The sequence below is a fragment of the Micromonospora reichwaldensis genome, from assembly GCF_031845925.1.
GTDB lineage: Bacteria > Actinomycetota > Actinomycetes > Mycobacteriales > Micromonosporaceae > Micromonospora > Micromonospora reichwaldensis.
The window spans coordinates 17947-41571 of the sequence record NZ_JAVRFL010000052.1; the positions used below are offsets into that span (position 1 = coordinate 17947).

Consider the following 23625-nt stretch of genomic DNA (forward strand, 5'->3'; position numbering starts at 1 on the left):
TGCGTGCGGGACCCTCAACGGCGGCCCCGCTCAGGCCGGCGCGTCGCTGCCCACCAGACGGGCGTCGGCCGCCGCCTGACCGTCGACGTCCCCCGCCTCCTCGCACACGCCCGCCGCGTCCGCCCAGTGCCGCCGGGCCTCGTCGGCGTCGTCGAGGGCCGCCGCCGCGTCGCCCAGGTGCAGCAGGGTCCGCCCCAGGCCGGCCGTCGGCCGCCCGTCGCGCAGCCGCAGGCTCTCCGCCAGCATCTCGTACGCCTGCCGGGCCTGGGCCGGCGTGGTGGACAACAGCGCGGCACCCGCGTTGAGCAGCGCGGCGGCCCGGTTGGTCGGATCGGCCACGGAGTCGTACTCCCGCAGCGCCGCCCGCCACGACTGCGCCGCGTCGAGGTGCTCGCCGAGCCCGGCGTGCACCAGCACCAGGTTGGTCAGCGCCGCCGCGTAGCCCCGGGCGTCGCCGAGCGCGCGGAAGGCGTTCGCCGCGCGGACCAGGTGGCGGTGTGCGACCTCCAACTCCCCCCGGGCCAGCCGGGCGGCGCCCAGGCCCAGATCGGTCAGCGCGTGCCCGGCCCGGTCCGCCGCGGAGCGGTGCCGCCGCGACAGCTCCAGGTGCTCCACCGCGTCGTCGAACTGCCCCAGGTCCAGCAGCACCAGGCCCAGGTTCATCCGCGCCTGCGCGGTGCCGCGCCGGCCCCGCTCCGCCACCGCGAGGCTGAGCGCCGTCGCCGCTGCCTGCGGGTCGCCCCGGCGGCGGCGTAGCACCCCCAGTTCGTTGTGGGCCCAGCCGGCGATCTCCGGCCGGTCGTCGGCGGTGGGCGTGGCGAGCACCGTGCGGCACACCTCCGCCCACTCGTCGAGGCGCTCGGCGTGGGCGAGCCAGCCGCACAGCGCCACCGCCAGGCGGAACCACCAGCGGCGAACCCGGCGCGGCAGGGTCTCCGCCGCGCCCGCCGGCACCCTGACCACGGCCAGCAGCAGCTCCTGGTGCAGGTCGAACCAGCCGTACGGGTCGTCGTCCAGCGCCAGCGTCGGCTCCCGGTCCGGCGGCGAGCCGACCACGGCGAGGCTCGCGGCGTGCCGCTCGGCCCGCCGGGCCAGGTGCCGGGTGAGCCGGGCCTGCGCGGCGACCCGCCGCCGCGCCGGCTCCGCGTCGCGCAGGTGCATCCGGGCGTACGGGGCCAGCAGTGGGCGCACCTCGTAGCGGTCACCGGGCGCGCCGGTGACGAACCCGCCGGCGGCCAGCTCGTGCAGCAGGGCGGCAACCCGGTCCGGGCGGCGGCCGGCCAACGCCCCGATCGTCGGCCGGTCCAGCGGCACCGGGCTGAGCGACATCAGCCGCCACAACCGCCCTGCCTCGCCGCCCAGCGCGTGGTACGCGGTGTCCCGCGCGGTCACCAGCAGGGTCGCCGGGGAGGCGGCGACGTGCTGGTGCGGGGGCGTGTCGACGGCGCGGCGCAGCGCGTCGAGCACGTCGGTGTGCCGCCACCCGTGCTGCGCCGTACGCCGGCCGAGCTCCGCGACCGTGCGGGGCTGCCGCCCGCAGAGTTCGACGAGGTCGCGTACCGCCGGGTCGGTACGCGGGTCCGGGCGGTGCGGCCGGGCGACGGGTGCGGCGGCGCCGGCGGCGGCGAACAGCTCGACGGCGTCGGCGGCGTCCGGCTCGGCGAGCCCGTGCGCCACCACCCCGTCCACCGCGGCCAGCGCTCCCGTGCCGGCCAGCAGCAGGCGGCACGTCCGCGCGGTCGGCGGCAGCAGCGGCCGGACCTGGGCCGGGTCGTCCACGTTGTCCAGCACCACGAGGACCGCCCGGCCGTCGAGCTGGCCGCTCAGCTCGTCGACGGCGTCGGCGAGGTCGTCGGCGCGTCCCGACGCCGGCGGCCGGGTGCCGAGGATCCGGGCCAGCGCGGTCAGCACCTGCCGGGCGTCGTGCCGCCGGCCGCCCCGGCGCAGGTCCAGGTAGTACTGGCCGTCCGGGAAGTCGTCCCGGCACAGGTTGGCGGCCTGGATCGCGCAGGCCGACGTGCCGACGGCCCGCCGGCCGACCACCGCGACCGCGTGCTCCTTCTCCAACAGGTCGATGATCGCGTCGACGTGCCCCGCCCGCCCCGTGAACCCGGCCGGCCACGGCAGGGTGGGCGCGCCGGCGACGGGCGGCGGCTCGGTGTCGTCCGGGGTCGCGGCCTGCTGCCGCTGGCGGCGCCATTCCACGATCATCGCGGCGGCGAGGCCGAGCACGATCACCCCGGCGCTCGCCGAGCCGAGCTGGGCGACGGACAGCTCGGAGAGCAGGTTGCCGGTGACGTTGCCGAGCACCGCGCTGACCGTGCCGCCGACCACGCCGCCGATCGCGAGCAGCAGGCTCAGCCGCCGGGGCCGCCGCGAGCGGCGGGCCGGTCCCGGCCCTGTCACCGCACGCCCCCGGCGACCAGACCGGCGACGAGCTGGCGGCGCGCCAGCACCACCAGCAGCACCGGCAGGACGGAGGCGATGACCGAGCCGGCGGCGAGCGCCCCGCTGTTGGCCGCGAAGCCCCGGGTCTGGCCGGCGAGGAACAGCCCCAGCGGCAGCGCCCCCGGGCCGCTGAACAGCAGGCCCACCACCAGGTCGTTCCACACCTGCACGAACTCCAGCACCGCGACCGCCACCACGGCCGGGCGGTTGTGCCGGGCGAGCAGCCGCAGGGTGCCCCACCAGTGCCGCCCGCCCACCCGGGCCGCCCGCACCTGCTCGGCGGGCAGGTCCGCGAACGCGTTGCGCAGCACCAGCACGGCGAACGGCACGCCCAGCGCGACGTGCACCAGCGCCAGGCCACGCGCCGTGCCCGAGGAGAGCACCACGCCGAGCACCTCGTTGACCGGCCCGGCGATCACCTGCACCGGCACGATGCTGGCGGCCATCAGCAGCAGCCCGGTGGCCTGGGCGGGTGGCCCGGTCAGCCAGGCCAGCGGGTACGCGGCGAGTAGCGCGACGCCCAGCACCACGGCGGTGACCACGGTCGCCAGCACCAGCGTGAAGCCCAGCGTGCGCCACAGCTCGGCGCCGGTCAGCAGCTCCCGGTAGGAGTCGAGGCCGGGCGGGCTCCACCACCAGCCCCGGGCCGCCGCGTCCACCGTGCCGTGCAGCGAGGTGGCGAGCAGCACCCCGAGCGGCACCAGCCAGGCGACCGCCGCGCCCGCCACCAGCAGCCGGGTCGTCCGGCGTGGCGCGGGCGCCACCGGTTCGGGCGCGACGGGCACCGGGTCGCGGGGCGGCGGCCACGCCTGCCGCACGAACAGCGCGGCGACCAGCATGCCGGCGGCCACCGCCACCAGCCACACCACGCCGAGCGCGGCGCCCTCGCCGGTGGTGGCGCCGTTGGAGGTCTGCCAGACCCGCAGGGCGAGCACCGACGCCTCGTCGCGCACCGAGCCGGGCGTCATCACCAGGATCAGGTCGAAGGTCCGGGCGGTGCCGAGCGCCGCCAGGGTGAACACCACCGCCACGGTGCGCAGCAGCAGTGGCCGCCACTGCGCGTCCCAGAGCACGTCGCGGCGGTTGCCGCCGTAGGCGCGTACCGCGTCGGCGAGGCTGGGCGGCACCGCGTCGAGGGCGGCCCGGAACACCAGCACGGCCAGCCCGACCCACGCCCACACGAACGCCGACATCAGCGCCACCGTGACCAGGCCGGGGCCGAGCAGTTGCGGGGCGTCGGCCGCCGGCCGGCCGGTCAGCGTCGCGGCGACGAGCGTGGCCAGGCCGCGTTCCGGGTCCGGGTCGTACATCAGCCGGAAGGTGACCCCGGTGACCACCAGCGGCAGCGCGGTGGGCACCACCAGGATGAGGCGGACCAGCCCGCCCTCCTGCGAGCGGCGCGAGGCGGCGGCGAGCAGGTAGCCCAGGACGGTGACCACCGCCGGCACCAGCAGCGCCCAGAGCAGCGTGCGTCCCACCACGGCGCCGGTGCCGGGCGCGGCCAGCGCGGTGCGGAAGTGCTCCGCGCCCACCCACCGGCCGTCGGTGGTGACGCTGGCGTGCAGCGTACGCAGCACCGGCCACGCCACCAGCCCGCCGAGCAGCAGCAGGGCGGGCAGCAGCAGCGCCGAGGTGGCCCCCGCCGCCGGGTAGGCCCGCCCGCGCCGGGGCGGCCCGACGTCGTCGAGGACCGCCAGCTCGCCCAGGACCCGGCTCATCGGCCGCCGCCCGCCGACCGGGCCGCCGCCGCCAGTTGCCCGACGGCCCGGCGGGTCGCCCTGCCGGCGGGGACCCCGTCGGTGACGTCGGCGAAGAAGTCCTGCATGATCCGCCAGATGCCCACCCCGTCGGAGCCGGTGAACGGGCCCGGCAGCCGGTCGGACAGGTCGAAGCGCACCGCCGCGGCCGTGCGCAGCTCGGCGGCGAGGCGGCGGCGGACGGGATCGTGGTAGTCGCCCAGCGGCACGGACACGTTGGGGGAGAGGTAGCCGCCGGCGCGCAGCCACGGCTGGAAGGCGGAGCCGCCGCTGAGCCAGCGCACCAGCTCCGCCCCACGGGCCGAGCCGGCGAACGCCACGGCGGCGTCACCGCCGACGATCAGCGGGCCGCCGGCCACCAGGGCGCCCGGGAAGCGGAAGGTCTCCGGCTGCTCCGGGCCCCGGCGGAACCGGCGACTGACGTCGTCGACGAAGTCGGCTTCGAAGAGCATCGTCGCCCGCCGGTGGTGCACCACCTGGATCACCGACTCCTCGTACTGGGTGAGCAGGGCCCGGCGACCGCCGCCGGGGAACGCGCCGTCGACGCCCCACAGCTCGGCGAGCCGGTCCAGCGCCGTGTGCACCGACGGGCTCCGCCAGTCGGCCTCGCCGCGCGCCAGCGCCTCGTAGTGGCCGGGTGGGGCCACGTCGGCGAGCACGTTCTCGAACCAGTCGGTGAGCACCCAGCCGTCGGCCGCGCCGACGGCCAGCGGCGCCGGGCCGTCGTCCGACCGGGCCCGCGCGCCGAGCCGCCGGGTGAGCGTCACGAGCTGGTCCCAGGTGCGCGGCGGCTCGGGGAGCATCGACGGGAAGTACCAGAACAGCGACTTGTGGGCCGCCTTGACCCAGACGCCGTAGCGGCGCCCGTCGGCGGAGAGCAGGTCGGCCATGCCGGGCGGGAGGGCGTAGCTGGTGGCGGGGGTCAGCTCGCGTAGCCAGCCGCGCCGGGCGTACTCGACGACCAGCCCCGACCGGGGCAGGATCGCGACGTCGGGGCTGGTGCCGGCCAGTTGGCGGGCGCGCAGGAACGCGTCGATGTCGTTGCCGGCGCTGATCACCTGCACCTCGGCGCCGTAGTTGCCCACGACCTCGCGGAAACGGGCCAGCTCGCCGCCGCTCCACACGACCGCGACCTGGACCGCCGGCGGCGTGGCGGCGCAGCCCGCGCCGGCGGTCGCGGTGAGCGCGGCGGTGGCCCGCAGCAGGGTACGGCGGCTCAGCCGCGCGGCCGGCGCGGCCCGGCCCACCGGCGTCACCGGCCCACCTCGGCGACGACCGGCACGTCGGCCAGCGAGCCCGGGTCGGCCGTGCACACCAGCACCGCCACCCCTGGCGTGTTCGCCGGGGAGAGCCTGCCGACCAGGTCGGTCAGCCGCCCACCACCGGCCGGCCCGGTCGGCAGGTCGATCACCAGCACCTCGGGCAGGCAGGCCACCGCCCGGGCGAGCGCCACCCGGAACCGCTGCGCCTCCGACAGCAGGTGCGGTCGCAGCTCCAGCGTCGGGGCCAGCTCCAGCCGGTCGACCACCGTCGCCGTCCACGCGTCGGCCATCTCCCGCACCCGTTCCCGCCGGCGCTGGCCGTAGGCGATGTTGCGGCGCACCGTCAGATGGGGCAGCAGTGCGCCGCCGGCCGGCACGTAGGCGATGCGGCGCTGCGACGGCGGCAGGGCGGTCACCTCCCGGTCGCCGACCAGGACCCGGCCGGCGACCGGGGCGGCCAGCCCGCTCACCACCCGGGCGACGGCGGTGCCGATCGGCGGCGCGGCGGCCAGGGCGGCCGTGGCGCCGGCGGCGACGTCGAGGGTCACCGCGGCGGCGCCGGGCACGGCGACGAGCTCGCACAGTCGTAACGTGGCCATCACCTCCGGTGACCCGGGCAGTCGGTCCCAGGGTCGCACAATCCGGCGACGACCGGCGTCCCCTCGCCGTCCCCTGTGGAGCGGCGGCGTGGGGTCCCGGGTCGGGATCGCCCACCGGGTGCGGCGGCCGGTCGGTGCCGGCGGCGTCGCGCCGCCGCGCCACATCGCGCCGGCGCGACCGCCGGTCGGTCAGCCGGCCGGGCGCGGCGGGAGACCGGACCGCTGGCACGCCTCCCGGTACATCCGCACCACCTCCTGCCGGATCTGGGCGCGTTCGGTCAGCCGGTGGGCGAACGGCACCCGCACCGGGACCTCGATGTCGTCCACGGTCACGGCGAACTCCATCCCCTCGGCGTCCAGGCCGGTGGCGCGGGCCCGGGTGGCCGCCGGCTGCCCGCCGAGCGTGCGGCAGATGAGCAGCGAGTCCCCGGCGTGGTCGTCGTTCATGTGCCGGCAGACGGCGGCGACCACGTCGGCGCCGAACGGGGCGGTCACGCGGCCACCTCCGCGTCCGTGGCCGGCACGAGGTGGGACAGGGCGGCGAGGACCTCGGTGTTGTGCCGGTACGCCACGAGCACCTCGGCCCGCAGCGCGGCCCGACCCACCTCGTCGAGCGGGAGGGCGTCCAGCCTGGCCCGGTAGGCGTCCTTGTACGCCTTCGGGCTGGGGATCCGGTCGAACCGGTAGAACGCCGCCCCGGCGTCCCCGGTCAGCCCGTAGTGCCGGGCGAGGGACCGTCCGATGTGCAGTCCGCCGGAGAGGTCGCCGAGGTAGCGGGTGTAGTGGTGGGCGACGAACCGTTCCGGCGAGCTGGCGCAGACCGCGCCGAGGCGCCCGGCGTAGGCGACCGTCGCCGGGGTCGGGTCGATCCGTCGGCGCCAGTCGGGCCCGAGCAGGAACTCCAGGTCCGCGGCGAGGGCGGGCAGCCGGGTCAGCGCGTCGTCGACGAACGGGCCGGCGAGCGGGTCGTGGCGCATCGCCTCGGCGGCGCCTTCCAGCGCCTCGTAGATCACGTGGTGCTGCACCACCAGCGCGGCGTAACCGGCGCGGTCCAGCTCGCCGCCCACCAGGGCGGAGACGTACCGCTGGGACTCCGCGCCCTGGTGGGCCTCCTGGCTGGCGGCCCGCAGTTCGGCCGAGAACGGGGTGCTGGTCGGGCTCATGTCTCCTCCAGGGTGACGGACGGCCGGGTGAGCCGCCGTCGGGGAACGATCAAGGGTAGTCGGGTGCGTGGATGGGGCACGACCTCGATGTCGTGCCCATACACCTCGCTGAGCAGGGGAGCGGTGAAGACCTCCGCCGGCGGCCCGGCGGCGCGTACCCGCCCGGCGTTGAGGAGGGTGACGGTGTCGGCGTACGCGCCGGCGAGGGTCAGGTCGTGCAGCACCGCCACCACGGCGTCGCCGGCCCGCGCCCGGTCCCGCGCGACGCGCATGACCAGCTCCTGGTGACCCAGGTCGAGGGCCGCGGTCGGTTCGTCGAGCAACAGCACGGCGGCCTGCTGCGCCAGCGCCCGGGCCAGCGCGACGCGCGCCTGCTCGCCGCCCGACAGCGCCGGATACGGCCGGTCGGCGAACCGGGTCGCGTCGCAGCGCCGCAGGACGTCGGCGACGACCGCGTCGTCGCGCTCCTGTTCCGGCCGCCCGGCCCACGGCGCCCGTCCCATCCGCACCACCTCGTCGACGGTGAACGGGAAGCTCAGCGTGCTGCGCTGCGGGAGCACGGCCCGGCGCATCGCCAGCTCCACCGGCGTCCAGCCGGCCGGGGGCGAGCCGTCGATCTCCACGGTGCCGGCCACGGCGGGCAGGTCGCCGCTGACGGCCGCGAGCAGGGTGGACTTGCCCGCCCCGTTCGGCCCGACGAGGGCGTGCACCTCGCCGGCCCGGATCAGCAGGTCGACGCCGTCCAGCACCGGCCGCCCCGCACGGGCGACGCGCAGGCCGGCGACGCGTACCCGGGTCGTCCCGGCCGGCGCCGGCGTCGGCACGCGGGGCGTCGCCCATCGCCGCGGGGCGCGCGTCATCCAGCTGCCCGGAGGGCTCATCCCCAGCCTCCGGCCCGGTCCCGGGTGCGGCGCAGCAGCCAGAAGAAGGCCGGCCCGCCGACGACCGCGGTGAGCACGCCGAGCGGGAGTTCCTGGTGCTCGACCAGGGTGCGGGCGGCGAGGTCGGCGGCGATCACCACGACCGCGCCGCCCAGCGCGCTGGCCGGCAGCAGCACGCGGTGCCCCGGGCCGGCGACCATCCGGACCAGGTGCGGCACCACCAGACCGATGAAGCTGATGATGCCGGTGAAGGCCACGGCCGCCGCGCCGAGCAGCGCGGTGACCACGATCATGCGGATCCGCAGCCGCTCCACGTCGACTCCGAGGTGGCGGGCGGCGGGCTCGCCGAGGGCGAGCAGGTCGAGCCGGCGGGCGTCGGCGTACGCGACACCGAGACCGACCGCCAGGCAGGGCGCGGCCAGCATGACCGCCTGCGCCGCCGTGCCCTCGCCAGGCGGGGCGCCGGCGAGGCGTCCGCGCGGGACGCGGCGGCGGATCCGGGCCGCCCGGCCGGCTCACCCGCCGCCCGCCCGGTCGCCGGCCCGGCAAGCGGCACGCCGTGACCCGGCTCCTGCCGGTCGCCGCCGCGCTGCTCGCGCTGGCCTCCCCGGTGCCCGCGCCCGTCGTCGCCCCCACGTCCGCGCCCGCCGCCGCACCGCCGCGGATCGCCGTGCCGGCCGGCACGTTCCGGGTCGGCGACCAGATCCTGGTCACCCTCGTCGGCTGGCCGGCCGGCACCGTGCAGATCGAGGTCTGCGGCAACGGGGGGCGACGCGGCGCGCTCGACTGCGCGACCAGCAGGGCCGGGCACGGACAGGTGCCGTCGTCGGGGGCGGCCACCCTGCCGGTGGTGCTCGCCGCCCCGCCGGTCGGCTGCCCCTGCCTGGTGCGGGCCCGCACGCCCACCGGCGGCACCCGGGCCAGCGTCGACCTGCCGCTGGCCGGCGTGAGCGCGCCGCCCGCCCCCGCGCCGGTCGGCGCCGCGGGGCTGGTCGTCGCCGGGCTGCGGGCCGCCGACCGGTCCGGTGTGCCGGGCTGGTTCGGTGTGCCGGGAGACCTGACCGTGGACCTCACCCTGCGCAACGTCGGCCCCACCGACGCGGTCGACCCGCCGTTCGCGCTGCTGTTCGGCCGCCCCGGTCGGGTGCACACGCTCGTCGACGCGCCGCCGCTCGGCACGATCGGGGCCGGGCAGACCCGGGAGTACCGGATCCGCGTCCCGACCGACGTGACCGTCGTGGGCCCGCACGAACTGCACGGCCGGATCGAGCCGTCCGGCGGGGCGGTCGCCTTCACCGTCGAGGCGGCCCGTTATCCCTGGGGCCTGCTGGGCCTGGTCACCGTGCCGTTGGTGTGGGCGCTGGCGCGGCCGGCCCGGCGCGGTCAGGGCGGCGGGGGAGCGGTGCCGCGGTAGATCGCGGCCAGCCACACGTCGCGCAGCACGTCGACCACGTCGCGCTCGGCCACCGCAGGCCCGTCGCCGGCGAAGGTGGCGTACCAGACGCGCTCGTTCATCGAGTTCAGCGCGATGGCGAGGTCGCGGGCCGGCACGCCGTCGGGGGCGGCCCCGCGCCGCCGCTCGGCAACGATCGCGGTCTCGATCGCGTGCACCCAGCGCTCCAGCACGGTTGCCCAGAGCCGGCGCACCTCGTCGTTGGTGCCGCGCACCTGGGCGCAGGCCAGCACCACCGCGCGGTGCGCGCCGAACGTCTCGTGGAACCGGTCGATCAGCTCCCGCCAGCGCGCCGGCGGGTCCTCGGCCAGCCGCTCCAGCACGTTCCCGGCGGCGGCGTCGGCCTCTTCGATGACCCGGTCCAGCAGCGTCAGCAGCACCGCGTCCTTGGACGGGAAGTAGAAGTAGAAGGTGGGCCGGGAGATGCCCGCCCCGCGCGCCAGGTCGTCGATGGAGATGTCGGCGAAGGCCCGCTGCCCCAGCAGCAGCTCGGCGGTCGCCAGGATGGCCAGCTCCCGCTCGTCGCCGACGGAGCGCGCCGCGCGCCGTCCGCGCCCGGTCGCGTTTCCGGTGGCCGTACGGGCGGGTGTCATGCCGGGTGACTCTACACCGGATCAACACTGTGTCGATCCGACTCGACAGGGTGTTGACGAGCCTCGACAGCCGTGGCTAGTGTCCGGTCACACCGGCGGACGGAGACGAGATGGCCACCGAACACGTCGACGTGCTCATCGTCGGCGCCGGCCTGTCCGGCGTGGGTGCCGCCTGCCACCTGCGCCGCAACTGCCCGGAGAAGACGTACGCGGTGCTGGAGTCCCGCGCCGCGATCGGTGGCACCTGGGACCTGTTCCGTTATCCCGGCGTCCGGTCGGACTCCGACATGTTCACCCTCGGCTACTCCTTCAAGCCGTGGACCGACCCGAAGGCCATCGCCGACGGCGACGCGATCCGCGACTACGTCCGCCGCACCGCCGACGAGTACGGCGTCACCGACCACATCCGCTTCCGGCACCGGGTGCTGCGGGCCGACTGGGACAGCGCAAGCGCCCGCTGGACGGTGCACGCCCAGCGCGACGACACCGGCGAGACGGTCGTGCTGACCTGTGCCTTCCTGTTCACCTGCGCCGGCTACTACCGCTACGACGCCGGGTACGCCCCGAGGTTCCCCGGCACCGAACGGTTCGCGGGGCGGATCGTGCACCCGCAGCACTGGCCCGCCGACCTCGACCACACCGGCAAGCGGGTGGTGGTGATCGGCAGCGGCGCCACCGCTGTGACCCTGGTGCCCGCGATGGCCGAGCGGGCCGCCCACGTCACCATGCTCCAGCGCTCACCCACGTACGTCCTGGCGCTGCCGTCGCGCGACGTGCTGGCCGACGCGCTGCGGCGCTGGCTGCCCGCGAAGGCCGCGTATCCGGTGGTGCGCTGGAAGAACGTCCTGCTCTCCACCGCCAACTTCCAGCTCAGCCGGCGGGCGCCCGCGTTGGTCCGGCGGTTGCTGCTGCGCGCCGCCCGGGGCCGGCTGCCGGCCGGCTACGACGTCGACCGGCACTTCTCGCCCCGCTACGACCCCTGGGACCAGCGGCTGTGCGTGGTGCCCGACGGCGACCTGTTCACCGCGGTGGCGCGGGGGAGGGCGTCGGTGGTCACCGACACCGTCGACACCTTCACCGAGCGGGGCGTCCGGCTCGGCTCCGGCGAGGAGTTGGCCGCGGACGTCGTCGTCACCGCCACCGGGCTCAACCTGCTCGCCCTCGGCGGCATGACGCTGAGCGTGGACGGCGCCGAGGTGGAGCTGCCCGACACCGTCGCCTACAAGGGGATGATGCTCTCCGGGGTGCCGAACTTCGCGATGACCCTCGGCTACACCAACGCCTCGTGGACGTTGAAGGCCGACCTGGTGGCCACCTACGTCTGCCGGCTGCTGCGGCACCTGGACCGCACCGGCCAGCAGGTCGTCACCCCGCTGCCGCCGCCCGACGGCGAGCTGGAGCCGATCATCGACCTGACGGCCGGCTACGTGCTGCGCAGCGTCGACGCCCTGCCCAAGCAGGGCGCCCGGGCGCCGTGGCGGCTGCACCAGAACTATCCCCGGGACGTCCTGCTGATGCGGCACGGCCGGCTCACCGACCCCGGCGTGCGGTTCTCCCGCGCCGGCACACCGGAACGGAGGACCGCCCGTGCGTAGGTTCGTCTTCACCGGCGGCACGGCCGTGGTGACCGGCGCCGCCAGCGGGATCGGCGAGGCCCTCGTACACGGGCTGGCCCGCCGGGGCAGCGACCTGGTGCTTGTCGACCGCGACGCCGGGCGCCTCGACGCCGTCGTCGCGGCGGTCCGCGCCGCGCACCCCGACCGGCAGCTCACCGCCTACGTGGTCGACCTGGCCGACGCCGCCGCCACCGCCCGGGTGGCCGAGGAGATCCGCCGGCGGCACCCGGCGCTGCGACTGCTGGTCAACAACGCGGGGGTGGCGCTGGGCGGCCGGTTCGACCAGGTGAGCCTGGACGAGTTCAGCTGGGTCGTCGACGTCAACTTCCGGGCCGTGGCGCAGCTGACCCACGCGCTGCTGCCCACCCTGCGGGTCGAGCCGGGCGCGCACCTGGTCAACGTCTCCAGCCTCTTCGGCATCATCGCCCCGGCCGGGCAGACGGCCTACTCGGCCAGCAAGTTCGCCGTCCGCGGCTTCACCGAGGCGCTGCGCCAGGAGCTGGCCGGCGAGGGGATCGGGGTGACCTGCGTGCATCCGGGGGGCATCCGCACCCGGATCGCGCAGAACGCCCGGGTGGGCGCCGGCGTGCCCGCCGAGGAGTTCGAGACCGGCCGCCGGCAGTTCGAGAAGCTGCTGACCATCGACCCCGCCCGGGCCGCCGAGGTGATCCTGCGCGGCGTGCACCGCCGCCGGGGCCGGGTGCTGATCGGCTGGTCGGCGAAGCTGCCCGACCTGCTGGCCCGGGTGGCGCCCGTGTCGTACCAGCGGGTCCTGGCCTTCGCGCTCGACCGCGTCGCGGGCGACGCCACCCGCCGGCTCACCACCGGGTCGCCCGCCCCGGCGCAGCGGCAGCCCGAGGCGCCCCCGGCGGCCGACCCGGCCGGGGAGCCGGCGTGAGCGCCCCGGCCGGACGCCGGCACGTGAGCGTGGACGGCCGGCGGGTGTGCCACCGCGTCGACGGCGACGGGCCGCCGGTGCTGCTGCTGCACGGCATCGGCCGCACCCTGCGCGACTTCACCGAGCTGCACGAACTGCTCGCCGGGCGGTTCCGGGTGCACAGCGTCGACCTGCCCGGCTACGGCGGTTCGCTGCCGATGGCCCGCCCCTGCACCCTGCCGGCGCTGGGGGAGTTCGCCGCCCACTACCTCGACGCCGTCGGCGTCGAGGAGCCGGCGCACGTGGTCGGCAACTCCCTCGGCGGTGCGGTCGCCATGCGCCTCGCGGCGTCCGAGCCGGCCCGGGTGGCCAGCCTGACGCTGGTCAACAGCGCCGGCTTCGGCCGGGAGGTGACCATCGCGCTGCGGCTGCTGGCGCTGCGCCCGCTGGGCCGGCTGCTGCTGCGGCCCACCCGCTGGGCCGCCCGCCGCGCCGAGCTGTCGCTCTTCCACGACCCGGCCCTCGCCACCGCCGAACGCGTCGCCCACGCCCTGGCGGTCGCCCGCCAGCCGTACGCCGCCCGGGTGATGCTGGAGACCGCGCGCAGCCTCGGCACCTTCCGGGGCGTGAGCCCGCAGTGGCGCGAGGACCTGCTGGCCGAGATGGAACGGCTCGACGTGCCCACCCTGGTCGTCTGGGGCGACCGGGACCTGATCCTGCCGGCGGCGCACCTCGACGCCGCCCGGTCCCGGCTGCCGCGCGCCCGCACCCACCTGTTCGCCGACTGCGGGCACATGCCGCAGATCGAGTGCGCCGAGGAGTTCCACCGCCTGCTCGTCGACTTCTGGGCCGAGGCCGGCGCGGAGGCCGCCGGCAGGTGAGCCGGCGGCGCGACGGGGAAAGCGGGCCGGGTGCCCGAGCTGACCCCCCGCTGGACGGTACGGCCACCGACCAGACGAGCAGCCGGCCGCCCCGGCCGAGCGGCACCCGGGCGGGTCGCCAGGCCGACGCCGCGTCCCGGCCGGCGCCGGCCGTGGCGATGCCGGCGGCGGCCAGCGCGTCGAGGGTGTCGGTGAGCCCGACCGGGCCGAAGTCGAGGCTGTGGTTGTTGGCCAGGGCGCAGACGTCGAGCCGGGCCGCGGCGAGGCAGGACAGGTTCCCCGGGTGCATCCGGTAGTGGATCGCCTTGGCCGGTGCGTGCTCGCCCCGGCCGGTCACCGCGGTCTCCAGGTTGACCACGCGGGCGTCGGGCCGCAGCTCGTCGAGCAGGTGCAGCGCCTCGCCCCACGGCCAGGCCGGCGGCGCCGGGCGCGGAACCGGGCCGTTGGCGACCCGGGCGAGGTCGACGTAGTCGCGGGCGTCGCGTACCGCCGGTTCCCGCAGCTCGGGCGGGCCCGGCGCGGGCAGGATCGCGTCCACGCCCCGGCCGGTCATCACGTCGCCGCCGAGGAAGAGGTGCCCCCGCCCTGGGCGGCCACCGCCGGGTCGCCCGGCGTGGCGTACCTGCCGGAGGTCTCGGCCGCCTCGGCGGACGCGTTGGCCGGACGGATCGCCGCCGTGGCCGGGCCGGGGGACCGGGTGCTGGTCTCCGTGCACTGGGGCACCAACTGGGCGTACGAGGTGCCGCCCGCGCACGTCGACTTCGCCCACCGGCTGGTCGACGCCGGCGTGGACGTGGTGCACGGCCACTCGTCGCACCACCCCCGCCCCGTCGAGGTGTACCGCGACCGGCTCATCCTCTACGGCTGCGGCGACCTCGTCGACGACTACGAGGGCATCGGCGGGCGGGCGGCGTACCGCCCGGAGCTGCGGCTGCTCTGGCTGCCGACCCTCGACGCGGCCACCGGGGCGCTGCGGCGCCTGCGGGCGGCCCCGGTACGGATGCGCCGGATGCGGCTGGAGCGGGCCGCGCCCGACGAGGCCGGCTGGCTGGCGGGGCTGCTCGGCGGCTTCGGCCCACCGTTCGCGCGCGGGTTCGCCGTCGACGCCGACGGGGTGCTGACGCTCCACCCGCGCTGACGGTGGCCCGCGCCACCCCCGGCGGGGGCGCGGGGCGCGGCGAGGAGGCGGTGCCCACCATAGATACATGACGCATCCCTCCCCGTCGGGCCGGACGGCCACGCCCTCGGCCGCCGAACGCGCCTACCGGCACCTCAAGCGCGAGATCCTGGAGCAGATCCACCCGGGCGGGGCGCTGGTCAGCGAGGGGGAGATCGCCGAGGCCACCGGGGTCTCCCGCACCCCGGTCCGGGAGGCGCTGCTCCGCCTGGAGGCGGAAGGACTGGTCCGGCTCTATCCCAAGCGGGGCGCCCTGATCCGCCCGGTCTCCGCCCGCGAGATCACCGACGTGATCGAGGCGCGGCGGCTGGTCGAGCTGCACGCCGCCGAACGGGTCTGGCCCCGGCGCGCGGCGCTGCGGGGCGACCTCGCCGCCCGGCTGGCCGAGATGCGGGACGCGCACACCGCCGGTGACCTGGCCGCGCTGATGCAGGCCGACCGGGCGTTCCACGCCACCGTCGTGGACGCCGCCGGCAACGAGATCCTCGCCGAGCTGTACCAGCGGCTGCGCGACCGGCAGCTGCGGATGGGGGAGGCCAGCTTCCGGCTCTCGCCCGGCTGGGCCGAGACGGCGCTCACCGAGCACGCCGACCAGCTCGCCGCCCTCGACTCCGACGACCCCGGGCGCTGGCTCGCTGCCGTCGCCGCGCACATCGACAACGCCGCGGCCGTGCTGCGGTCCCTGCGGTGAGGGTGCTGACCCCGCCGCCCGCCCCGCTCCGCTCGACGGGCGGCCTCGTCTGGGGCGTGGCCGTGTCCGCGTACGTGGCCGCCGTGTTCCACCGCAGCTCGCTCGGCGTCACCGGCGTCGACGCGGCACACCGCTTCGAGGTCAACGCCTCGGCGCTGGCCACCTTCTCCGTCGCCCAGCTCGCCGTGTACGCGGCGATGCAGGTGCCGGTCGGCGTGCTGCTCGACCGGTTCGGGTCCCGGCGACTGCTCATCGCCGGCGGCGCGCTGATGGTCGCCGGCCAGCTCTGCTTCGCCGTGGCCACAGACGTGCCCCTGGCGATCGGCGCCCGCGTGCTGATCGGGCTCGGCGACGCCATGACGTTCATCAGCGTGCTGCGCATCGTGGCGCTGTGGTTCCCGGGGCGGCGCTACGCGATGATGACCCAGCTCACCGGCACGCTCGGCCAGCTCGGGGCGATCCTCGGCGCCGTACCGCTGGTGGCCCTGCTGCACTCGGCGGGCTGGACCCCGGCCTTCCTCACCGCCGGGGCGGTCGGGGCGACCGTACTGCTGATGGTCGTCGTCGCCGTCCGGGACACCCCGGGCGGGCCCGTCCCGGCCGGCGCGGCGCCCACCCTCACCGACGTCCGCCGGGAACTCGCCGCCGCGTGGGCCCAGCCGGGCACCCGGCTGGGGCTCTGGACGCACTTCGTCACCCAGTTCTCCGGCGCCGTGTTCGCCCTGCTCTGGGGGTACCCGTTCCTGGTGCAGGGGCAGGGGCTCAGCCCGACCACGGCGGCGTCGCTGCTCACCCTGATGACCGCCGCCATGCTGCTGACCGGGCCGGTGGTCGCGCACCTCTGCGCCCGGCACCCGTTCCATCGCTCGGTGCTGGTCTTCGCGATCACCGGCGCCACCGCCGTGGTCTGGGCCGTCGTGCTGGCCTGGCCGGGACGCGCGCCGGGCTGGCTGCTGGTCACGCTGGTGCTGGTGCTCGCGGTCAACGGCCCGGCCTCCCTCATCGGCTTCGACTACGCGCGCAGCTTCAACCCGGTCAACCGGATCGGCAGCGCCACCGGGGTCGTCAACGTCGGCGGCTTCGTCGCCTCGATCGTGCTGGTGCTGGCCGTCGGCGTGGTGCTCGACCTGGCCACCCCGGCCGGCCGGGCCACCCCGGACCTGACGGCCTTCCGGTGGGCCTTCGCCGTGCAGTACGTCCTCTGGGCGCTCGGCGCGGTCCAGGTGCTGCGCTACCGCAACGCGGCCCGCCGCGAGCTCGCCGCGCGGACCCCCGCCGCGACGCCGACCTGACCGCCACGCCGGCCGCGTGGCGCCCACCGCCTCCCGGGCCGGGGCGCGGCGCGGGCGTGGTCTCCGGCGCGTCGCGGCCCGAAGCGTGGAGGCGGCCGCCGGCGCGGGACCTCAGCGCCGCCGGCGGCCGTGGGTGAGGTCGTCCAGCACCAGGGTCAGGCCGGCCCCGAGCAGCCAGACGTCCTTGGCCAGGCCGATGCCCTGCTGGGTGGGCCGCAGGCTGCCCGCCTCGCGCATGCCCGGCGTCCTCAGGTAGAGCTGCACCAGGCCCGCGCCGAACGCCGCGAGCCCCAGACCGGCCAGCGCCGACGGTACGAACGGGGCGAGCAGCGCGGCGCCCAGGGCGATCTCGGCCCGGGAGAGCAGCCGGGCGAACCGGTCCGGATCGAGCTTGCCGAGCTGCGGGACGGCGCCCACGGCCATCCCGTGCACGCCCTGCGCGGCCTCCCCCTCCAGCGACCGCTTGCCCATCCCCGAGTTGAGGACGAACGCGCCGATGCTGACCCGCAGCGGCAGATGGCTGATCCTCATGGCGCACTCCCGTCCGAGCGTCGAACCGTGCCCCCGCCTACCCCTCGCCGCCCGCGATAACCGCCCGCCCGGCCCCGGTCGTCCGCGACGATCGGGAGTAGGTTCGGCCCGAGGACCGTGATCGGGTGCCGCGTCAGGGCACCGACGGACGGCGGCGCGACGCGTCGGCGTGGAGCAGGAGGAAGCGTGAGCCAGGAGGTCAGGGGAGTCATCTCCCGCAGCAAGGGCGCGCCGGTCGAGGTGACCACGATCGTGCTGCCCGACCCGGGGCCGGGCGAGGCGATCGTACGGATCCAGTCCTGCGGGGTCTGCCACACCGACCTGCACTACCGGGAGGGCGGCATCAACGACGACTACCCGTTCCTACTCGGCCACGAGGCCGCCGGCGTCGTCGAGCAGGTCGGGCCGGGCGTCGACGGCGTCGCGCCGGGCGACTTCGTGGTGCTCAACTGGCGGGCCGTCTGCGGCGTGTGCCGCGCCTGCCGCCGGGGCCGCCCGTGGTACTGCTTCGCCACCCACAACGCGGCGCAGAAGATGACCCTCACCGACGGCACCGAGCTCACGCCCGCGCTGGGCATCGGTGCCTTCGCGGAGAAGACCCTGGTCCACGCCGGGCAGTGCACCAAGGTCGACCCGGCGGCCCGGCCCGCCGCCGTCGGACTGCTCGGCTGCGGCGTGATGGCCGGTCTCGGTGCCGCCATGAACACCGGCGGAGTCACCCGGGGCGACTCGGTGGCCGTGATCGGCTGCGGCGGCGTCGGGGACGCGGCGGTGGCCGGCGCCGTGCTGGCCGGTGCGACGACGATCGTCGCGGTGGACACCGACCCCCGCAAGCTCGACTGGGCCCGCAAGTTCGGGGCCACGCACATTGTCAACGCCCGCGACGACGACCCGGTCGAGGCGATCCGCGCCGCCACCGGCGGCTTCGGCGCCGACGTGGTGATCGACGCGGTCGGCCGCCCCGAGACCTGGAAGCAGGCCTTCTACGCCCGCGACCTGGCCGGCACCGTCGTACTGGTCGGCGTGCCGACCCCGGAGATGACCGTCGACCTGCCGCTGCTCGACGTCTTCGGCCGCGGCGGCGCGCTCAAGTCGAGCTGGTACGGCGACTGCCTGCCCAGCCGCGACTTCCCCATGCTCACCGAGCTCTACCTGCAGGGCCGGCTCGACCTGGACGCCTTCGTCACCGAGGAGATCGCCCTGGACCAGGTCGAGGAGGCGTTCGCCCGGATGCACCGGGGCGACGTGCTGCGCTCGGTGGTGGTCCTCTGATGGCGGCCCGCGTCGACCACGCCGTCACCTCCGGCACGTTCTCCCTCGACGGCCAGACCTTCGACGTCGACAACAACGTGTGGGTGCTCGGCGACGACACCGAGTGCGTCGTCGTCGACGCCCCGCACGACGTCGACGCGATCCTGGCCGCCGTCGGCGACCGACGGGTCCGGGCGATCCTCGCCACCCACGCGCACGACGACCACGTCCGGGTGGCCCCGGCGCTGGCCCGGGCCACCGGCGCTCCGGTGCTGCTGCACCCCGCCGACCGGGTGCTGTGGGACATGGTGCACCCCGACGAGGCGCCGGGCGGGGAGCTGCGCGACGGGCAGACCGTCGAGGTGGCCGGCACCGCGCTGACCGTGCTGCACACGCCCGGCCACAGCCCCGGGGCGTGCAGCTTCCACGCGCCGCAGCTCGGCGTCGTGTTCACCGGCGACACGCTCTTCGCCGGCGGGCCGGGGGCGACGGGACGCTCGTACAGCGACTTCGGCACGATCGTCGCCTCGATCCGGGACCGGCTGCTCACCCTCCCGCCGGAGACGGTCGTGCACACCGGGCACGGGGAGAGCACCACCGTCGGCGCGGAGGCTCCCCACCTCGACGAGTGGCTGGCCCGCGGACACTGACCTGCGCGCGCCCAGCCATCAGCGGTCCCGGCAGCCGCTCAGCGACTGTCCGGGGCCGCTTCGCGGCCGGCGTCGCCGCGTGCGGTCACGCCGGCGCTCTCCCGGTCACCTGCCGGGGTGACGCCGTCGAGCGAAGGTCACGCCGGGTGCCGCACGTACATCCGGACGGTCGTCCCGGTGGCGGTGGTGTGCACGCGGACCAGGTCGCACAGCGCCTGCACGATCACCAGCCCCCGGCCGCCGATGCCGTTCGCGGCCGGGGTGAGCCGCCCGGCCAGCGGGTCGGCCAGCCAGCCGTCGTCGCGGATCTCGCAGACCAGGTGCTCGGCGGTACGCCACACGCGCAGCACGCCGGTGCCGCCGGCGTGCGCGACGCTGTTCGTCGCCAGCTCGGTCACCGCGATCTGCAGATCGGCCAGCCGGTCCTCGTCCAGTCCCACGGCCGCGCCGTGCCCGGCCACGAACCGGCGCACGGCGGACAGCGTGTCGACCTCGTAGACCAGCGCCGAGACGGGCTCCGTCGGGCTGGCCAGGGGCTTGTTGTAGCGGGCGACCACGTCCGCCGGGGCGTAATGGGCACTCGGCCGCCGCCCGGCGTCGTCGACGAGGATCGGGTGCGTGGCGTACGCGTCGGCGAGCACGTCGGCGTCGAGCCTGGCGACGTCGTACGGGCAGAGGATGGTCGCCTCGCGGCCGGCGAACGCCATGTTGATCAGCGCCTCGTGCTGGGCGCACGCCGGATACTCCGTGTCGCTGCGCCCGGCCCAGATCGGCTCGCCGATGATCCGTGCGCGGCGGCCGGCATGCTGGTCGATGAACGCCTGCAACACCCAGGGGATGATCCGTCCCGGGTTCCGGCCGGCCTCCGACATGTCCGCCCAGCGCACCGCGTCCGTGGGGCCGACGGCGTCGCGGACCAGCCGCAGGTTCGCGCCGGGCATCGCGACCAGCACCGGCTCCCCGGCGGCGAGACCGTCGGTGATGAACGGCACCGTGCCCGCGAGCAGACCCTCCCGGTCGTGGTAGAAGAGCCCCTCGTGCACGAAGGCGCCCGCCGCCCGCGCGTGCCGCGCCCCGGTCATGCCGGCTGTCCCGGGGTGGTGGCGGACCCGGTCTCGCGCGGCCGCCGGTGGTGGCGGCACCACGCGCCCATCCGGCGGGGCATCTGCTCGACCACCGCACCACCAGTCATCCGTCGCCTTCCGCTTCGGGCCCCACTGTAATCGCCGGTCCGGGTGCCGGCCCACCGGGTGAACGCCGCCGCCCATCCGGCCCGGCACGGGCCGGGCACCGCCCGCCCACGGCCGTGGACCACGGGTCACGATCGCGTCCGGTGGCGACCTCCGGGTGGCCTTCGCGGGTGGACGACAGCCGCGACGCGTCGCCCTCCGGCACCCGAAAACGGGGTGCGTCCCGGCCCGCTGATGGGGGAGATTCGTCGCCGTGCGACCCACCACCGAACCGGCCGCCACGCACGCGTCGCCGGCACTCACCCCCGCCCAACGCGCCGCCCTCGCCCACGTACGCGAGGCGGCGCTGCGCGAGCGCCCCGCCGCCCTGGCCGCCATCGCCCGGGCGCTCGCCGGCTCGGGCGTCGCCCACGGGCCGGAGCACCTGATCGCGGCGGTCGGCGCGAACGGGCGGCTCACCCTGAACTTCCACCCGGACCGGCTGCTCGCCGACGGGCGTACGGTCGTCGACGCCCTCACCGCCGAGGGCGTCTACCGTAGCCAGTTCGAGACCGGCATCTCCAACGGCGGCCTGACGGCCTTCCCCGGCGGCGACCGGGACCGCTGGGAGGAGACGCTCTTCGGCGGCGCCTACCAGACGGCCGGCGTACGCCCCGCCGACCGGCCGAAGTACGGCGGCCTGAACCTGCTCGACCACCCGGACGGCGCGTGCCCCCGGTTCGGCTCCTGCCACCTGCGGCTGCGTCCGCAGGTGCTGGCGCGGGCCACGTTCTGCTTCGGCGACAGCCACCTCGGGCCCCGCGACCTGGGCACCGTGGACGTCTTCGAACCGGTGCTGGCGGCCCTGCTGGCCGCGACCGACGGCACCGGGGTCAGCCTCGGCGTGCCGGGCGACGTCGTGACCCTGACCCGGGCGCTGCTGCGCCGGCGCGAAGACGCCGCGTGGGCCCCCGGCGCGGCGGGTCGCGCCCTCGACGACTACATCGAGGCGCAGGTCCACGGCGAGCTCAGCCTCGCCCGGGACGTGGAGGCGATGGTCGTCGACCCGTCCTTCCGGGGCACCGAGACCGGGGCGACGCTCGCCGCGCTCGCCCAGCGGCACGGCTTCGCGCTGCGCTGGCACGCCGGATTCGCGCTGCCCGTCGACCGGATCGACGCGGAGTTCCGGGGGCCGGCCATCCCGCCGCTGGCCGCCCGGGTGCACGCCGAGTTCGCCCGGCCGGGCGACCTGGTCGACGCCGCCCTGATCGGCCGCGCGGCGGTCTCGCTGGTCACGGAGCCCTCCCGCTGGGCCGACCGTGGGCCGACGGAGGTCACCCTCCAACACCTCAAGCAGCTCTGGCACGTCCTCGTGCGCTTCGGCGCCCCCCGCGACGCCTAGCCTCGTGCGCTTCGGGCGCCCCCGCGACGCCTAGGACGAGCGGACCCCCGGAGCTGGCGGGCCCGTCGTCGGGGCCCGGACGGGCCGCTCGGCCAGCCGGACCGTCGGCGTCTGTCGTCGGGTGACCAGCCGGACCATCGGCGGCTGTCGGGTCGGCCAGCCGGACCGTCGGCGTCTGTCGTCGGGTGAGCCGCCGCCTCGACCGGTGGATCGTCTCCGGCCGTCCGGTTGCACGGTGAGCCTCCGGGGCGCCATCGCCCGTGCCTGCCCGTCACGAGTGTCGAGTGACCCGGGTCGCAGCCGACCAGCACCCGCTCATATCCGGAATGACCGACAGGGCGGGCTGGTTGTGTCCCCCGTACCGCCGGAACCGAAACCCCGTCCGGCGCGGAAGTTTCCCCCGAAGGAGTGCTCATCCAGGGAGCGCTTCGCCTGACCGAAAGGGCAACCATCGTGAAGTACGACTTCACTCGATGGCTCCCGGCCATCGCGAAGGACTCGAAGGACTCGAACCGCAAGGTCGCGCTGAGCGTGGTGGGTGTCGCCGCCCTCGGCGGCCTGGCCCTCGGGCCGACGGCCGTGGCCGCCCCGGTCACCACCGCGCCCCACGAGGGCGCCGTGGCGGCGATCGAGCAGGCCACCGGTAAGGGCAGGCCGGGCGCGGCCGAGGAGTCGGCTCTGACCACGGGCGGCACCACCACCAAGCCGTCCGCCGACAAGCCCAGCCGCGAGGAGCTGGTCCCGCACGGCGTGCAGGGCGCCCAGTCGCGCATCCCGCTCGACGACGCGCAGCTCGCCAACGCCAAGGCCATCATCGAGGAGGCCAAGGAGACCGGCGTGGGGGAGCGGGGCGCCGTCATCGGGATCGCCACCTCGCTGCAGGAGTCGAAGCTCTACAACCTCGGCCACCTGGGCGCGTACAACGACCACGACTCGCAGGGCCTGTTCCAGCAGCGTCCGTCGTCGGGTTGGGGTTCGCCCGACCAGATCACCGACCCCGAGTACGCCTCGCAGGCGTTCTTCAGCGCGCTCAAGAACGTGGGCGGCTGGCAGGACTTGCCGCTGACCTCCGCCGCGCAGACGGTGCAGGTCTCGGCCTACCCCTTCGCGTACGCGCAGTGGGAGGAGCAGGCGGCGGACATCGTCTCCCAGCTCTGGTGACACCCGCGTGACACCGGCCGGTCCCCGCCTCGGGGGCCGGCCGGTCGCGTCCACGCCGACGACGCCCGCATCCGGTCCGGCGGTCGCGTCCACGCCGACGACGCCCCGCATGCGGTCTGCCGGTGCGGCCGCAGCCGGCGCAGCGTCTTGTCGTGGGTGACCACCTGGGGCCCTGTCGAGCTGCCCCGTTCACGAGACCACCTTCCCGCCCGGGCTCGCGCTGTCGTCCGGGGCGCCGGTGGAACACCATGGGTGTCACCGGGGCCGCGAGACACCCATGGTGTTCCACCGGTGACCGGGCCGCCGGCGTCCCTGCACTCACATCCGTCCGCTGCGCCTCCGTCCGCCCACTCGCCGATCCTGGTCGGGCTCGGATCCGTCCGCCTGCGCCTCCGGCCGGCCACTAGCCGATCTTGGAAGGAACAGGCCCCGCCAGGGGCCCGAATCTGCCAAGGTCTCCGCGCCGCCGACGAGGCGTCCGCGCCGCCGATGAGGCGTCCGCGCCGCCGATGAGGCGTCCGCGGGTGGCGTCCGGTGCAGGCCGCGGCGTCCGGATGGGGCCTCGCCGCAGGGTCGGTGGCCCATCGGCACGTTCGCTGCGGCCCGGTCTGTGCTCGTCGGGGTCACCGGATGGTGGGATGTCCGGTTTGGGGGTGTGACCGGGGGCATCGTGGGGGCGGAATCGTGGCCGGGGCGGGGTCGTTACACCCTGCGTACGACCGAGCAACACCCACACCGCCGAGGCCACGCCGCCCCGACAGATGGCGGGCC

General features: G+C 76.4%; 22 protein-coding genes and 1 pseudogene. 11 read left to right on the top strand and 12 right to left on the bottom strand.

What is annotated here, in order from left to right; all coding sequences use genetic code 11:
• Positions 1-30: 30 nt before the first annotated feature.
• The 8 genes from RM555_RS28910 to RM555_RS28945 all read right to left on the bottom strand — a co-directional run bounded on the left by RM555_RS28910 (position 31) and on the right by RM555_RS28945 (position 8607).
• Positions 31-2406 (bottom strand): tetratricopeptide repeat protein, encoded by a 2376-nt coding sequence (locus RM555_RS28910; RefSeq protein ID WP_311414683.1) that lies wholly within the window; start codon positions 2404-2406, stop codon positions 31-33.
• The gene (locus RM555_RS28915) at positions 2403-4166 is read right to left on the bottom strand and encodes an ABC transporter permease (RefSeq protein ID WP_311414684.1); all 1764 of its coding nucleotides are present in this window, start codon (positions 4164-4166) and stop codon (positions 2403-2405) included. The genes RM555_RS28910 and RM555_RS28915 overlap by 4 nt, the downstream gene beginning before the upstream one ends.
• The gene (locus RM555_RS28920; protein ID WP_311414685.1) at positions 4163-5461 is read right to left on the bottom strand and encodes an extracellular solute-binding protein; all 1299 of its coding nucleotides are present in this window, start codon (positions 5459-5461) and stop codon (positions 4163-4165) included. The genes RM555_RS28915 and RM555_RS28920 overlap by 4 nt, the downstream gene beginning before the upstream one ends.
• Positions 5458-6066: an ATP-binding cassette domain-containing protein gene (locus RM555_RS28925; RefSeq protein WP_311414686.1), complete on the bottom strand. Its 609-nt coding sequence runs from the start codon at positions 6064-6066 to the stop codon at positions 5458-5460. Before RM555_RS28925 ends, RM555_RS28920 begins: the two co-directional genes overlap by 4 nt.
• Before the next feature lie 189 nt (positions 6067-6255).
• Entirely contained in the window at positions 6256-6561 is a 306-nt protein-coding gene (locus RM555_RS28930) for a DUF2470 domain-containing protein (protein WP_311414687.1), read from the bottom strand.
• A complete protein-coding gene (locus RM555_RS28935; RefSeq protein WP_311414688.1) occupies positions 6558-7229 on the bottom strand; it encodes a biliverdin-producing heme oxygenase in 672 nt (223 codons plus the stop codon). The genes RM555_RS28930 and RM555_RS28935 overlap by 4 nt, the downstream gene beginning before the upstream one ends.
• Entirely contained in the window at positions 7226-8053 is an 828-nt protein-coding gene (locus RM555_RS28940; RefSeq protein WP_311414689.1) for a heme ABC transporter ATP-binding protein, read from the bottom strand. Before RM555_RS28940 ends, RM555_RS28935 begins: the two co-directional genes overlap by 4 nt.
• Positions 8054-8106: 53 nt before the next feature.
• The gene (locus RM555_RS28945; protein WP_311414702.1) at positions 8107-8607 is read right to left on the bottom strand and encodes a FecCD family ABC transporter permease; all 501 of its coding nucleotides are present in this window, start codon (positions 8605-8607) and stop codon (positions 8107-8109) included.
• 62 nt (positions 8608-8669) lie between these two features.
• Between RM555_RS28945 and RM555_RS31105 the strand changes: the two genes are divergently transcribed.
• Positions 8670-9524 carry a hypothetical protein gene (locus tag RM555_RS31105; protein WP_396888863.1) on the top strand — a complete coding sequence of 285 codons (855 nt, stop codon included), beginning with the start codon at positions 8670-8672 and terminating at the stop codon, positions 9522-9524.
• Here the strand turns inward: RM555_RS31105 and RM555_RS28950 are convergent.
• The gene (locus RM555_RS28950; protein WP_396888864.1) at positions 9494-10156 is read right to left on the bottom strand and encodes a TetR/AcrR family transcriptional regulator; all 663 of its coding nucleotides are present in this window, start codon (positions 10154-10156) and stop codon (positions 9494-9496) included. The genes RM555_RS31105 and RM555_RS28950 overlap by 31 nt on opposite strands.
• 110 nt (positions 10157-10266) lie before the next feature.
• On the opposite strand from RM555_RS28950, the gene RM555_RS28955 reads away from it, so the two are divergent.
• The 3 genes from RM555_RS28955 to RM555_RS28965 are packed head-to-tail and all read left to right on the top strand — an operon-like array spanning position 10267 to position 13530.
• Positions 10267-11751: a flavin-containing monooxygenase gene (locus RM555_RS28955; protein ID WP_311414690.1), complete on the top strand. Its 1485-nt coding sequence runs from the start codon at positions 10267-10269 to the stop codon at positions 11749-11751.
• Positions 11744-12670, top strand: a complete 927-nt coding sequence (locus RM555_RS28960; RefSeq protein WP_311414691.1) for an SDR family NAD(P)-dependent oxidoreductase — start codon at positions 11744-11746, stop codon at positions 12668-12670. Before RM555_RS28955 ends, RM555_RS28960 begins: the two co-directional genes overlap by 8 nt.
• Complete coding sequence (locus tag RM555_RS28965; RefSeq protein WP_311414692.1) at positions 12667-13530, top strand: alpha/beta fold hydrolase; 864 nt, start codon at positions 12667-12669, stop codon at positions 13528-13530. Before RM555_RS28960 ends, RM555_RS28965 begins: the two co-directional genes overlap by 4 nt.
• A gap of 118 nt (positions 13531-13648) precedes the next feature.
• On the opposite strand, the pseudogene RM555_RS28970 reads toward RM555_RS28965, so the two are convergent.
• Positions 13649-14083, bottom strand: a pseudogene (locus RM555_RS28970) (CapA family protein); the annotation flags it as partial.
• 60 nt (positions 14084-14143) lie between these two features.
• On the opposite strand from RM555_RS28970, the gene RM555_RS28975 reads away from it, so the two are divergent.
• From RM555_RS28975 to RM555_RS28985, 3 genes are all read left to right on the top strand, one after another.
• Entirely contained in the window at positions 14144-14668 is a 525-nt protein-coding gene (locus tag RM555_RS28975; protein ID WP_311414703.1) for a CapA family protein, read from the top strand.
• 67 nt (positions 14669-14735) lie between these two features.
• Complete coding sequence (locus tag RM555_RS28980; protein WP_311414693.1) at positions 14736-15398, top strand: GntR family transcriptional regulator; 663 nt, start codon at positions 14736-14738, stop codon at positions 15396-15398.
• Positions 15395-16690: an MFS transporter gene (locus RM555_RS28985; RefSeq protein WP_311414694.1), complete on the top strand. Its 1296-nt coding sequence runs from the start codon at positions 15395-15397 to the stop codon at positions 16688-16690. The genes RM555_RS28980 and RM555_RS28985 overlap by 4 nt, the downstream gene beginning before the upstream one ends.
• A 111-nt stretch (positions 16691-16801) precedes the next feature.
• Here RM555_RS28985 and RM555_RS28990 read toward each other — a convergent pair whose 3' ends face one another.
• On the bottom strand, positions 16802-17221 hold the full coding sequence (locus tag RM555_RS28990; protein ID WP_311414695.1) for a hypothetical protein: 420 nt from the start codon (positions 17219-17221) through the stop codon (positions 16802-16804).
• A 186-nt stretch (positions 17222-17407) separates the two neighbouring features.
• Between RM555_RS28990 and RM555_RS28995 the strand changes: the two genes are divergently transcribed.
• A complete protein-coding gene (locus tag RM555_RS28995) occupies positions 17408-18493 on the top strand; it encodes an S-(hydroxymethyl)mycothiol dehydrogenase (protein WP_311414696.1) in 1086 nt (361 codons plus the stop codon).
• Complete coding sequence (locus tag RM555_RS29000; RefSeq protein WP_311414697.1) at positions 18493-19122, top strand: MBL fold metallo-hydrolase; 630 nt, start codon at positions 18493-18495, stop codon at positions 19120-19122. The genes RM555_RS28995 and RM555_RS29000 overlap by 1 nt, the downstream gene beginning before the upstream one ends.
• A gap of 137 nt (positions 19123-19259) precedes the next feature.
• Here the strand turns inward: RM555_RS29000 and RM555_RS29005 are convergent, their stop codons facing one another.
• Positions 19260-20204, bottom strand: coding sequence for a sensor histidine kinase (locus RM555_RS29005; RefSeq protein WP_311414698.1), 945 nt, complete (start codon positions 20202-20204; stop codon positions 19260-19262).
• A gap of 361 nt (positions 20205-20565) precedes the next feature.
• Between RM555_RS29005 and RM555_RS29010 the strand changes: the two genes are divergently transcribed.
• Positions 20566-21693 (top strand): DUF3626 domain-containing protein, encoded by a 1128-nt coding sequence (locus RM555_RS29010; RefSeq protein ID WP_311414699.1) that lies wholly within the window; start codon positions 20566-20568, stop codon positions 21691-21693.
• Positions 21694-22146: 453 nt separating this feature from the next.
• Positions 22147-22854: a hypothetical protein gene (locus tag RM555_RS29015; protein ID WP_311414700.1), complete on the top strand. Its 708-nt coding sequence runs from the start codon at positions 22147-22149 to the stop codon at positions 22852-22854.
• The last annotated feature ends 771 nt before the right edge of the window (positions 22855-23625 follow it).